This is a genomic window from Agrobacterium sp. 22-214-1 (genome assembly GCF_053522465.1).
Genome location: NZ_JBNWCK010000008.1, coordinates 1 through 12,850, shown reverse-complemented (window position 1 = coordinate 12,850; position 12,850 = coordinate 1). Strand labels below are relative to the sequence as shown.

Below are 12,850 nucleotides of genomic sequence, written 5' to 3'. Positions count from 1 at the left end.
ACGAATGCGCATCGATATCATCGACACGGACGCCGGCTTCGAGGCGATCCGGGAAAACTGGGATGCGGTGTTCATGGCCGATCCCCATGCCCGGCATTTCCTCTCCTGGGGGTGGCTAAGGGACTATATGCCGCGCCGCAGGCGCTGGTTCATTCTTGCGCTGCGCGAACGGGCGGAAGGCTCGCCCTATGTGGCGTTTTTCCCGCTGCGCATCGTCACCGAACCGGACAAGAAAACCGGACGCTTCCACGACAGCATCGTCATGGCCGGCAATGCAGCGGCGGATTACACCGGTTTCATCACCCTGCCGGACTATGAAAATCACGCAGTCGCCGGTTTCTGTTCCTATATACGCCAGCAGAACTGGACCGAGCTGAAGCTCGATTATCTTTCCGGTCCGCCGGAACGCCGCGAGGCGATGATCCGCGCACTTCAGGGCCCGCTCGTCATGTTTCGCGACAACATGCCGACCAACCCCTACAACATCAATAATTGCATCTGCCCCGTGGTGGCCCTGCCGGAGACGTTCGACGGCTATCTCGACAGCCATATGAGCAGCCAGACCCGGCAAAAGCTCAGGCGTTTCCTGAGAAAAGTGGAGGGCGGCGACGAATATCGCATCACCTTTGCAACGAGGGAAACAATCAAGCGGGACATGGACATCCTGTTCGATTTCTGGCGCATCCGCTGGGCGCCGCACAAGGGCAAGGAACGCACGGAACTCCTGATCGGCGCGACACGGCAGATGCTGATGGATGTCTATATCCGTGGCGATCTGGAAGTGCCGGTGCTGTGGTTCGGCGACCAGCCGCTCGGCGCGCTCGCCAATATCATCGACCGCCAGAAGAAATCGGTGCTGTTCTACATTACCGGCCGCGACGAGAACTGGAAGACCCCTTCCCCCGGCCTTGTGCTGCATGGCCATTGCATTCGCAGGGCAATCGAGCAGGGTTTCAAAACCTATGATTTCCTGCGCGGCAACGAGCCTTACAAATATTTCTTCGGGCCGGAGGAGCAGAAGCTGAGCTGCACGCTGTTCCGCACCCGCTCGGGTGACAATCTCGGCGGCACGCTGCACCCACGCAGCATCCGTTTTGTCTACGAACAGGCCCTCAAACTCTATAAGACCGGCCAGAAGGCGGCCGCCAATATTGCCTTCGCGCAGGTGCTGACTGCGGCACCGGACCATCTCGGCGCGCAATTCGGGCTGGCCAATCTGTTGTTCGACCGGGGCGAATTCCGGGAGGCCGAAATCGCCTTTCTCAGCCTTCTGGCCGCCGGGCAGGAACCCGTCGTCCTGTGGCTGCGTATCGGCGAGGCCCGGCTGGCGCAGCAGCATTACCATGAGGCGTCCGAGGCCTTCCGCCAGGTGACCAATCGCGCGCCCTTCCACCGGGAGGCGCTTTACAAATGCGCCGTAGCGCTGATTGCCGCCGAAAGAACGATGGAAGGTGCGGAAATCCTCGACAGGCTGCAGCACTATCATTCGGACGATGCAGCGCATCTGGAATATGCGGAAAAGGCCCGTGCAGCCCTTGCCCGGCTGGAACTGGCAAAAGCCAAGGTTCCGCTGCCAGCCGATGTCGTCACGCTCGCCATCAAGCCGAAAGCGGCGGGCAAACGCTGGCACCCGCCAAAGGTTTTGCATTAAAGGCAACGCCCTGTAAGTTGCGGCAGGAAAAACCGGCCGGACGACTTGCAAGGATTTTTGATGTTTCTGACCAACAAGGACATGCTCGATCTCATTGAGCTTCGCCATGATCTTCACCGTCATCCGGAAATTTCCGGCGAGGAGAAGGAAACGGCGCGGCGCATCCGCGCTTTCCTCGAGCAGGCGCAGCCCGACCAGCTTTTCGCCGATCTCGGCGGCCACGGCGTGGCTGCGGTCTATGACAGCGGCAAAAGCGGCCCGGCGATCCTGATCCGTTCGGAACTCGATGCCCTGCCCATTCACGAAAAGAGTGACGCCGAACACCGCTCCGGCACCGACGGAAAGGGCCATCTTTGCGGCCACGACGGTCATTCCACCATTCTGACGGCGCTGGCGCTCGGCCTTTCCCGGCAGCGGCCCGCGACAGGCCGCGTCATCCTTCTGTACCAGCCGGCGGAAGAAACCGGCGCGGGTGCCGCCGCCGTTCTCGCCGACCCGCGCTTTGGGCAGATAAAGCCGGATTATTCCTTTTCGCTCCATAACCTGCCCGGCCTGCCCTTCGGCCATGTCAGCATCGTGGAGGGACCGGTCAACTGCGCGTCGCGCGGGGTCAAAATCCACCTTTCCGGCAAGACGGCGCATGCGTCTTCGCCAGAACACGGCATTTCCCCGATGCGGGCAATATCCCGGCTGATGCCGGCCTTGGCCGAACTGGGCTCCGGTTTTCCGCCAGAGCCCGATTTTTCGATGGTGACGATCACCCATGCCGTAATGGGCGAAGCCGCCTTCGGCATTTCCCCGGCCGATGCTGAAATCTGGGCGACACTCCGGACACTGACCGACGACCGGATGGAAAAACTCTGCGAGGCTGCGGAAACTCTGGCTAGAAAGGTGGCGGACGAACAGAAGCTGACGCTCGACATCACCTATGACGATATTTTCCTGCATTGCGAAAATGCGCCTGATGCGGTCGGGCATATCCGGCGAGCGCTGGATGAGGAGAAAATCTCCCACGGTTCGGAGGGTCTGCCCATGCGGGCTTCCGAGGATTTCGGCCGCTTTCGCGCCGTTTCGTCATCGGCGATGTTCTTTCTCGGCGCAGGCCGGGACTATCCCAACCTGCACAATCCGGACTACGACTTTCCGGACGCTCTGATCGGCACCGGGGCGCGCATCTTCATGCGCATCATCCGCAACCTGACCGACGCGGAATAGCAGCGACTGCGGCTATATCCAGCCGCGATCAGCCGCCCGTCAGCCGCCCTGGGGACCGTTGCTCGGCCGGGCGGCGCGCACCGCAGCCAGCCCCCGGATGCCATCCTTGTTTCCGATAGCCGTCAGGCTTTCGAAAATCTGGGCGGCCTCACCATAACGGCGCATGGCGAGGTAAGAATAACCGCGCAGCACCATCAGGTCCGTGCGCTCATCCGCCAGCCGCGCCCGCTGGTCCAGCAGGAGAAGCGTTTCGGCATATCGCTTCGACCCGAATGCGGAGACCGCTCGATCGGCAAGGATCGACACCTGCAGTTCCGTCGCGCGTGGGCGATCCATACGCGATTTCGTCGCCGAGACGGCTGCATGGTCCGTCAAGCCCATGCGCAGATAGGCAAGGCTCTGGCCGTAGGCTGCGTCGCTTTTGACATTGGACTGACCGCTTTCAATCGCGGATTCGAAAGCTTTGAGAGCCTCCGCCGGCCGGTTCGTCTCCATCAGGCACCAGCCGAGATCGAGCGCCTGCTGTGGCGGCAGACGTTGCGGATCGGGATAGGCCGCGCAGGAACGTGGGCGCGATGCGGCGCTGGTTTCCCTTTGCACCTGCGCGGGGCGGCGCGCCTGCTTGCGCGAAGGTTCAAGCTGCTGAACGACAGGCGGGTTATAGACCACCGCCGTCTCACCCTGCGATACATTGGTCTGCACGGGCGGGGCCATCACCTGTGCGACAACCGGCGGGGCGGTTATGGGAGCAACCGTCTGCCCGGACTGGTCCACCATGCGCGCCATTCCGACATCGGCGATACGTTGCGAACGGCCTCCCCATTGCTGCTGGATGCCACGCAGGCCGGCGAGATTGCGAAGATCGTGGTAGCTGACCGCCATGCCGTAGGCCGATGGCTCATCATCGGGTTTCCAGCCAAGGGCCGTGCTGAACCATTGCAAAGCAAGCGGCGTCTGCCGGAACGCAAGCGAATACCAGCCGAATTGCTGCGCGGTCGCCGCATCCTTGCGCGCCACCGTTTCGGCGGCGATACGTTGCAGCACCTCCGGCGGCAGAACGACCGGCGGCTCCAGCGCGAGAAGATTGGCCGTTGCGGCGAGATAGGTCGCAAGCGCATCGTCGGATGCCTTGCGCCATTTATACATGACGTCCTCGGCCTCACGCGGCTCGTTACGGTCGATCAGCGCCAGCGCCAGCCCCTGCGAGGCCGATGCGCTATCTTCCTCTTCCCGCGCCTTGCGGAACCACTTCTCCGCCTCCGTCATGTTCTTCTGCCGGATATTGTACCAGCCGAGCAGCAGGGCGTCGCTTGCAAGCTTGTCGGTCTCGGCAAGCCGCTGAAGCCGCATCACATAGGCCGAAGGAACGGCAACGCCCTCCTTCTCCCCTGCCCTGGCCACGAACTGACGGGCGAGATCGTTCTTGACCGGTTCGAATTCCAGCTGACCGTCCGCGCCGGGTTTTTCCCTGGTCAGCAGCTCGTCCATCATTTCCGCCGGCAAAAGCGCGGATGCCTTCTGCACGGTGGCGAGCCTGTCGCTGGCGATCGTGCAATTGTTGAGGATGTAGAGATAGGCGTCGCGCGCCCGTCCCATCCGGTCGGTATTGGCGAAGGCATCGGCAACCCGCCACAGCACATCGACCTCGCCGCAGGTCAGCAGGCCAGGATTGTTGGCGGCCGTATCCACCACTGTGGCATATTGCTTGAGATCGGAAGCATTGACGAGCCGCTGGCGCGCTTCGGCAAGGGCAAGCATGCCCGTCAGATTGTCGGGCGGCTGCCAGCCGGGCTCCGCCTGCTGGCGGTCGGCAATCGCCTTCCTCACTTCGGCATAACGGCCGTCGGTATAAAGCTGCCACATGGCGTCGAGCCGCGGATCGCCGTTTTCGGGAATGGCGAGAGGATCGGCAGGCGGCGTCCAGTTGGGATAAAGCGTGCGCAGGCGCGCGATTTCGGCCTGAAGACGCTGCGTATCGCCCCTCGCCGCGAAATAGCGCAATGCACTCAGATCGACCTCGGGCATATCGGCCGATGCAGGCTGGGTGGCACGAGGGGCCGGCGCCTGTGCCGTCTGTGTTTGCGGTGCCTGCCCGCCAGCCTGTGTCACCGGCAACGGGTCGGTCGCCGGCACCGTGACCGGCGGTGTCGCGGGCTGTGTTACCTGCGCCATTTCACGGTTCTTGACGAAAGCGTTGATCTGCGCCGGATTGGCCGCCGTCGGCAAAACACGCTGTGCTGCCCGGTTGTCGCCGACCGCCGAGGTATGCACGTCCGACACCCGCCCGAGAATGTTGTCGCGCCAGTGGAAGGCGGCGAGCGCTATCAAAAGCAGAATGAGAGCCGAGGTCGACAGTGGCTTGTTCATCGGCATTCCCCGTTATTCCTTGCCAGAAACGACAATGCCAGAAGATGCAATGTGGAAGGATAATAAAGTGTTGGCTGGAAGTTTTTAAGTTCGGCGGAAACCTCCGGCCCGCCGCCGACACAGGCCGCAAGCGCCGGAATGATGCGATAGCCGGGATCGGACAGGACATCCTTGACCGCTCCGCTCTTCAGATCGAAGGTTCCGGCAGCGCCGCTTTCCAGCGTCATGCCGCCTTTCAGCCGGGCGAGCAGCTCCGGCGACCCCATATTCGCCCTTGCGAGATAAAGCGGTATGCGCACCGCATTATAGCCGAATTCCGGCGGGAAACCCGATGCCGGCTGCGGCTTCGTCTTCACCGACACCCAGTCAGCCGGCAGTTTTCTATCGCTGAAAGCGAATGTGCCGATCTGCGCCACACCGTCATCGGCAAGCGCTTTCCAAAGCGGCGACGGCGCAACAAGATTGAGCACCGGAAAGGCCTCGAAAATCAGATAGGAAGGATTGACCACTGGCCCATCCTCCCGGTCATCCTCGTCGAAACCTCTGGCCGCCGGCAGAAGCAGCGTTCGCCCGCCGCGTTGCACCACCGTCTTCTTGAGAATGGCGGATGCGATGGCCGCGGATGCTTCGGCATAATCCTGCCGGTTCCATTGCCCGGCCGCCAGCGCCAGCGCATAGGCGATCAGGATATCGCCATCCGTAGCGTTGTTGATATCGGTTACATGCGGTCTGGTGCGCGGATCCCATTTCCAGGCGGAAAGCCCGTCGTCACGCACCAAAAGCTCAGTGCGCGTGAAACTCCAGATCAGCTCGAAGTCGGACAGGTTGTCGGCAAGCACGGCAAGCCACATGCCGTAGCCCTGGCCTTCGCTATGGCTGATATTGCCGTTGCCAGTATCGATGACGCGGCCGCCGGGATCGAGAAACGCGCCTTTATAGGCAGACCACGCCTCCGGCGAAACCGAAGCGGCGCGGCTGACGGAAATACCTGCAATCACCGTCATCATGGACAGGAAGAAAATGCCGGCCAGTTTCGAGATTCCGTTCTTCATCGATGCCGTCCCATCATGCGCAGCATCGTGAAAGTGGCGAGGCCGAGGAGAGATACGAAGCCGATGAACGCCAGCGAATAGGAAAGAACGTTGGAAGACAGCCAGTTGGCGGCGACCAGCCTCCAGTTGGAAAGGGAAAACGCCCGCGTGACGTAAAAATACGGCCGCTCCACCTCCACCGTTTCAAGCTTTTCGGCTGCGGCATCGTAAGCGGCAACACGTCCCGTGACACCGCGCCAGCGGTTTTCCCGCGTCATCGCCGCCATCCCGTCAAGAAGTTCCGCGGACGTTGGCGCAGTGGCAAGCGTCCACACCCCTTCGCCGGAGGGGCTCAGTCCCTGGGCCAGCATGAAGGAGACATTGCTTGGCGGCGCATAGAGCTGTTCGGCTGCCGGCAGGAAGCGCAGCGTATCCGAGCTCAGGTCGAAATTCCGCTTCATCCATTCCTCGAGAGAAGACACCTGCCCCTCCCAGACACCGCCGTCCACCCGCTCGCGCCAATCATTGAAAAGGGTCTCGCTGCTCTGGGCGGGCGGCTGAACGCCGGTTCCCATTTTCCAGGATATCTGGCTGGAGGGAACGAGATTGAACTGGCCGATCAATGCCTGCGGGAATTGCGAAATCGTGCCGACGAACAGCGCGTCGCGATCGCCGATCACCAGCGGTGAGGCGACAGTCTCGATGTCGATGGGATGCCCCGCCACGCTTGCCAGCCGGCTGATCAGCGTGGCTGCCGCAGACATGGTATCGGTGTCGAAACGGTCGAGTGAGAGGGCAACAGGCGCTCCGCCGGTCCGATAGGGCTGTCCGGCCCCCGCCATCGCGGCAAGATCCGGCTTGCGGCCGATCTGCGCATAGTCCGGAATATGAAGTTCAGACGTGTCGAACAATGCAAAACGCGGCGTCGTGCTGGCGGGCGCGCCCGGCGCGCAGGCCTGATCCTGCGCCGTCATCAACACTGCCTCGATGGTCACCTTGTTCGGCCCGGGCTTAAAATGACGCATCGTCACATTGATCGGCAGATGCCGGAAAATGCCGCCGCCATTGTTGGAAATCGGCACGGTCGAGGCGATCTGGTCATTGACGTAGATATCGACATGGCTGCCCGGCAATACCTGCGACGAATAGGCGGCATCGAGGAGAAGCGACGCCTCACCATAGGCGGACGCATAAAAATCGGCTGGCATGCCGACGTAAAACTCGTTGCGGAAACGCCGGCCGCCAAATTCGGTGCTTTCGAAACCAAGTTCGGAAAGCGCGATACGGCGATCCGACATGACGAGCGGCACATCCGGCGCATGCCAGCTGCGTGTCGAAAAAGTCGTTCTCTGCGCACCGGGTGTGCGCGATATCGACGAAAACAGCGTCTCAATTGCCGCCTGCACCGCCTGCGGGGTGGGGCCGCTGACGAAAAGCGGCGAAAGACCGCCCGGCGCGGCGGCGCCAAAGCCGGCGAAAGCGCCCGCCGAAGCCTCGGGTGGCAGCGTTCCGGCGATGCCGGCAATCTCGCGGGCCGTTCCGACGAAGACCGTCAGCGTGCCCGCCTTGCGTTCAGCGGAAGGAGCGGCCACGAAACGGATCGTCTGGTTCGGCATCTGGGTTCTGAGCGCCAGCGCCTGTGAAAGACGCAGGAGAGAATCCGCAAATGCCGGATTGGCGAGCGCCGGCGCGACAATCTCGATCGATGTCATCGCCTTTCCGTCCGGCCCGGTTGCCTGAATATCGTCGATATTGGCAAAGCTTCCGGCGACATCCGCATTAAAGCCGATATAGGTATAGGCTGGGTCTATATCGGTCCACAGATCGTAGGTGGACTGGATCGTGCAATCGGTTCTGTGGCGCTGCTGCACGCCCAGTCTCACGACATTGGAGCCGATCTGCAAGACGCCGGGCGGAATCTTCAAGGAAACATTGCCCTCGCTGTCGGGCGCTTCGATACGCGCCGGATCCAGCGCGACATTGTTCAGGCTGACCTGAAAATTCGAGCTTTCCGGCGCAACCACGATAGCGTTCTGATAACCGATATTGAGCGAAACGGCGGCGTTCACCTGCTCCGGCGTCAGATAGATGCTCCATTGCCGCCTGTCCATCTCCCCGGAAAGGCTGAGCTTTTCATAGGGCAGAATGTATCGGCGGCGGCTGTCCGCGTTGAGCGACGGGCCCCTTGCTGGAACAGGTCTTGCGCCTTCCTGACGCGGAGGAGCCGCAACCGGCGGCGGCAACGGGACGGCTGGGCGCCGTTGCGGCGGCGGCGCGGGCTGAACCGCAAATGGCGGCGGAGCGGATGGCTGAGACGGCGGCTGGACCGGAATTTGGGCCGGCATCTGGGCAGGTGGCTGCTGACGCGGTGCGGCAGGCGCAACGGCAGACGGCAGCACGGGTGTCGGGGTCGTCTGGGCGGGCCGTTCCGGCGACATGTCGAAGGGGGAGGACTGCGCCATCGCGCCCGTGGCGACGGCTCCCCATATCAGCACTGCCACAGAATCCCGGATGGGTTTACGGCCGGTCATTTTACCGCTCCGACAGGTTTGGCGTCTCTGGGAGCAGGCCGAAGCGTTCGGACCAGATAATAAAGGCCGCGCTGCGTCTGGAAGAGCGATATGGCCAGGAAGATGGCCGTACCACGGATAAGGCCGGGGTTCTTGCGACGCACCCGCTGGAATTCGCTCCATTGTTCCGAATTGGCGAAGATCAGGTCCGCAATCAGGCGGTGATCGACGGCGCGTTGCGGCGAGAAGGTACAGCCTATCGAGACGAAACCCTCGCCCTTCACCGTTCGCACCACGTTGACAGGCATGGTTTCCGGCACGCCCTCGCTGTGCGGCTTGACCTTAACGATGGCCGTCGCGCCTTTTTCGATGGTTGTCGCGCTGTCGAAGAGATTGATCAGCAGGCCATGCACCGACACGTTATCGATGGAAGCCGGCACCCAGGCGTCGCTACCCTCGAGCTTGACTTCGCAACGCCGTTTGACCGTGATGCGCCGCGACGCGGACTTGTCGCCGCGCTCGGAAACGACACCGAGCGCACAGCCCGCGAAGATGAGATTGAGCAGGTTCCAGCCGCCCACCACGAGCGTGACATCCGCCTTGTAAGGCTCGCTGTAGATGCGCCAGGCGGCAAAGGCCATCGCCACCAGCAGCAGCGCGAAAATGACGAAGAACGGCCGACTGATTTCCGAAAGGCGCGCCTCGGCAATGGATTCATCCTTCGCCGTCACCTTGAAGGTGGGCTTGCCGGGATTGAAGATCACCGAAACGACGGCGGGCAGGAGGTGAACCGTCTGCACATATTCGTAAAGTTCCGAAATCCACGGCCAGCGGAAGCTGCCGTAGAGATAGTTCTGCATCATCAGGTTCACGAGCATATAGGCCGCCGTATAGGCCAAAAACTCGCCGCCCGAGGCCACGAAAATCTGCAGGTCGAAGAACAGGTAGAACAGCGGTGCGAACAGAAAGATGGTGCGCGGGAACGGAAACAGCCAGAACAGCGTCGACGACATGTAGCAGAGGCGCTGCGTAAACGAGAGACCGCGCCGGAAAAGGGGCTGGCGGAAGATCAGGATCTGCATCATGCCCTGTGCCCAGCGGCTGCGCTGGCCGATAAAGCTTGCGAAGGTGGCCGGCTGCAACCCGGCGATCAACGGCTTGTCGACATAGATGCTGTTCCAGCCGCGCGAATGCAGCGCCAGCGCCGTTTCGCAATCCTCCGTGATGCTGACACCGCTGAAACCTTCGGTATCCTGCAACGCCTCGCGCCGCAGCACGGCGGCCGAGCCGCAGAAGAAGGCACCGTTCCATTTATCGAGACCGCGCTGGATGATGCCGTAAAACATCTCGTTTTCGCTCGGCATCGTCTCGAAGGTGCGCAGATTGCGCTCGATGGGATCGGGATTGACGAAGAAATGCGGTGTCTGCACCAGAAAGAGCCGCGGATCCTCTTCGAAATAACCAACCGTTTCCAGAAGGAAGTCGCGGGCGGGCGCGTGGTCGGCGTCGAACACGGTCACGAGCTCGCCGGTCGAATGGGCAAGCCCGTTATTGAGATTTCCGGCCTTGGCGTGGACGTTGCGCTCGCGCGTCAGATAACGCACGTCGAGGTCCTCGCAGAGCTTCTTCAACTCCTCGTGGCGGCGCTGCGCCGCCTGCGCCTCGACGATATTGCTGGCGTTGCGCTTCTGCACCGAGCCGCCATCGTCCAGCAGCCAGACGGTGAACCGGTCGGCCGGATAATCCATGTTCTTGGCCGCTGCGAGCGTATTGGCGAGAAGCTCAGCGTCCTCGTTATAGCTCGGCACGAAGACATCGACCGTCGGCCGGTAATCGGGTGAACCGGGCCTCGTCTTGCGCGACGGCAGCGGCATCGACACGATGACGAGACTGAGCGCCAGCATCACAACGCTGTACATTTCCGCCAGATAGAGCAGAAAGCCGGGAATGAAGTTCTCGAGCTGGTTGACGGGCGGCAACGTGCTGGTGGTGCGCCAGTAGACATAGCGCAGCACGATGGCCGTGCCGAAACCGAGCGCTACCAGACGCCAGGCCCCCTGCCCGTTGAAGCTCTTGATCGTCGCCAGCAGAATGAGCGAAATCGCCGTGGCGACCAGATGCGTCTGCAGGCTGACCGGCATCGTGACGATGGCCAGAACGCAAAGCGACACAAGTAACCAGACAATGATTGTGATGGCCTTGCTCATCCAGAAACTTTCCGTTGTCTTCCCCACCCGGAATTTCGGCCCGGAATTTTTGCGATCTGCGCCTTGGCGTGCTCTTTCCCGCTGGTTCCGGCGATCACCTGCATCCTGACGCCACCCCCGAACCGGACAGACATGCGGGCGACGGAATGGAGACCTGCGGGACCTGCGACGGTTGCCGGCCGCCATCCACCGGCACACCGTCCAGGCGCCTGCCCGCCACCGTGGGCCTTGCAGGCTGGAGGGGTGCGCCAGCCGATGCGGGCGACGGGATACTGACTGCAGCAACGGGTGGAAGCGGCTGCGGTTCCGGCTGGGCGGGCGGTGCAACGGCAGCCGCGCGACGAACGGGCCTGGGCGGCACGCTCGCGGTCACCTCGCCGCCGGGCCGCATCGGCACCTCATCCGCCTTTATGGGATAGACCGGATGGCCCGGACGCCCGAGATTTTTATCCACCGCCTGCGGCGTGCCGTAAGGGTTCCAGCTGGGCGAGGCATAGGTGCCGGTGATCGTGTAATTATACATGACCGCCAGCAGCCGCTCGACGCTGGCGCCCGACTGGCAAAGGCGCAGCCGCACCTTGATGCGCCCGAGATTGCGGAAATCCTGCCGCATGCTTTCCGGCGAGCGTATGTCCTGCCAGCCATAAAGGCAGGTATCGTCGCCACGGCCGCTGCCGGCGGCATAGGAGAACGCGCCATAACCGTTCTGCAGGTAATTTGCCGACATGGCGATGTTTTCGCCCAGAAACTCGGCGCGGATTTCCCGCGCGACGGAAGATGCCCTGAAACCGGAAAAAGCCAGGGCGTCGCCACCGGTATCGCCGGCCTGTTGCGGACCGAAAAACTCGGCCTTGATGTAGTTCTGCCCGGGCGTAGCGGCCTCGGAGCGCAAGATGACCTGCTGCGCCACGGCGTTGGAATAGGTGCGGCTGACCACGGTAACGATTTCGGGACCACCGGGCGGCGGGAAAACCAGCGCCTCGGAAGGAGACAGCATCTGGGGTCCCCCGAAGGACCGAACGCCTGCGGGAGTATTGCAGCCCGACAGAACCGCAATGGAGAACAGCAATGAAGTATAGGCAGAAAAATTCACTGCCTTACGCCCCTTTATTTCCCCAACGCCGCCCAGGTTAAAAGGAGACCGAATCACTAATGACCAGACCATTGCTACGAAATACGTGAGGACTACGAATAAGCAATCTCAAATTTGCGTTGTAATTTCTGACACTTTATGGCTAGCGAATCACCATTGCCGCCCCACGTTCGCCATGAAAGAAGGTGGAACCAATCGGGCTGCCGGGGGTTGGCTTTCTGTCAGGTCGATAATTTTACGGTTGCAGCGCAATATGTCCCATGGTCTACTTGCCTCCATAATAACGTATTTTTATTGGTCCGCTTTTTATTCAACTGTAAAAACAGAGAGTTGACGCATGACATTGCCATTTCCGAGCATCGCGCAGACGCTTGCCGAAGAGATCGGAAGATTACGCAAATGGCTGGATGAGGACGCCCTGCCCCTGTGGTGGGAGGCGGGTTCGGCCCGTCCGGACGGCGGCTTTTACGAACGTCTCGGCCAGGATGCGAAACCGGTTTTTTCCGATGACCGCCGCGCCCGTGTGCAGCCGCGTCAGGCCTATTGTTTCGCCGCCGCCGGCCAGCATGGCTGGCAGGGACCGTGGAAAGACGCGCTCCTGCACGGGCTTTCCTGGTTCGAGAAGGTCTATCGCCTTGAAAACGGCCTTTATGGCAACCTTGCCGACCAGACGGGCCGGCTGATCGATCCCTCCTTCGATCTCTACAATCAGGCCTTTGCGCTGTTTGCCGCCGCACAGGCCGCCGCAAGCCTTCCCGAGCGCCGGGACGAGATGC

At 61.8% G+C, this 12,850-nt stretch carries 8 protein-coding genes; 3 read left to right on the top strand and 5 right to left on the bottom strand.

Going from position 1 to position 12,850, the window contains the following annotated elements; genetic code table 11:
* Positions 1 to 4: 4 nt before the first annotated feature.
* Positions 5 to 1,651 (top strand): GNAT family N-acetyltransferase, encoded by a 1,647-nt coding sequence (locus ACQZ5G_RS21880; protein WP_142780434.1) that lies wholly within the window; start codon positions 5 to 7, stop codon positions 1,649 to 1,651.
* A 60-nt stretch (positions 1,652 to 1,711) separates the two neighbouring features.
* Positions 1,712 to 2,866, top strand: a complete 1,155-nt coding sequence (locus ACQZ5G_RS21875) for an amidohydrolase (protein WP_448738483.1) — start codon at positions 1,712 to 1,714, stop codon at positions 2,864 to 2,866.
* Positions 2,867 to 2,905: 39 nt separating this feature from the next.
* Here the strand turns inward: ACQZ5G_RS21875 and ACQZ5G_RS21870 are convergent, their stop codons facing one another.
* From ACQZ5G_RS21870 to bcsN, 5 genes are all read right to left on the bottom strand, one after another.
* A complete protein-coding gene (locus ACQZ5G_RS21870) occupies positions 2,906 to 5,239 on the bottom strand; it encodes a cellulose synthase (protein ID WP_448738482.1) in 2,334 nt (777 codons plus the stop codon).
* Positions 5,230 to 6,285 carry a glycosyl hydrolase family 8 gene (locus tag ACQZ5G_RS21865; RefSeq protein ID WP_448738481.1) on the bottom strand — a complete coding sequence of 352 codons (1,056 nt, stop codon included), beginning with the start codon at positions 6,283 to 6,285 and terminating at the stop codon, positions 5,230 to 5,232. The genes ACQZ5G_RS21870 and ACQZ5G_RS21865 overlap by 10 nt, the downstream gene beginning before the upstream one ends.
* The gene (locus ACQZ5G_RS21860) at positions 6,282 to 8,795 is read right to left on the bottom strand and encodes a cellulose biosynthesis cyclic di-GMP-binding regulatory protein BcsB (RefSeq protein ID WP_448738480.1); all 2,514 of its coding nucleotides are present in this window, start codon (positions 8,793 to 8,795) and stop codon (positions 6,282 to 6,284) included. The genes ACQZ5G_RS21865 and ACQZ5G_RS21860 overlap by 4 nt, the downstream gene beginning before the upstream one ends.
* Positions 8,792 to 10,981, bottom strand: coding sequence for a UDP-forming cellulose synthase catalytic subunit (gene bcsA, locus ACQZ5G_RS21855; RefSeq protein WP_065655596.1), 2,190 nt, complete (start codon positions 10,979 to 10,981; stop codon positions 8,792 to 8,794). Before bcsA ends, ACQZ5G_RS21860 begins: the two co-directional genes overlap by 4 nt.
* 94 nt (positions 10,982 to 11,075) lie before the next feature.
* Positions 11,076 to 11,978, bottom strand: coding sequence for a cellulose biosynthesis protein BcsN (gene bcsN / locus ACQZ5G_RS21850; protein ID WP_448738479.1), 903 nt, complete (start codon positions 11,976 to 11,978; stop codon positions 11,076 to 11,078).
* Between the two features lie 433 nt (positions 11,979 to 12,411).
* Here bcsN and ACQZ5G_RS21845 point away from each other — a divergent pair.
* Positions 12,412 to 12,850, top strand: a 439-nt coding sequence (locus tag ACQZ5G_RS21845) for an AGE family epimerase/isomerase (protein ID WP_448742679.1), incomplete at its 3' end; no start/stop codon positions are given.

Bases quoted from the DNA above. Each gene is read 5' to 3' on its own strand.
- ACQZ5G_RS21860 (WP_448738480.1), bottom strand. From the start codon at position 8,795: ATGACCGGCCGTAAACCCATCCGGGATTCTGTGGCAGTGCTGATATGG.
- ACQZ5G_RS21880 (WP_142780434.1), top strand. From the start codon at position 5: ATGCGCATCGATATCATCGACACGGACGCCGGCTTCGAGGCGATCCGG.
- ACQZ5G_RS21870 (WP_448738482.1), bottom strand. From the start codon at position 5,239: ATGCCGATGAACAAGCCACTGTCGACCTCGGCTCTCATTCTGCTTTTG.
- bcsN (WP_448738479.1), bottom strand. From the start codon at position 11,978: ATGCTGTCTCCTTCCGAGGCGCTGGTTTTCCCGCCGCCCGGTGGTCCC.
- bcsA (WP_065655596.1), bottom strand. From the start codon at position 10,981: ATGAGCAAGGCCATCACAATCATTGTCTGGTTACTTGTGTCGCTTTGC.
- ACQZ5G_RS21875 (WP_448738483.1), top strand. From the start codon at position 1,712: ATGTTTCTGACCAACAAGGACATGCTCGATCTCATTGAGCTTCGCCAT.
- ACQZ5G_RS21865 (WP_448738481.1), bottom strand. From the start codon at position 6,285: ATGAAGAACGGAATCTCGAAACTGGCCGGCATTTTCTTCCTGTCCATG.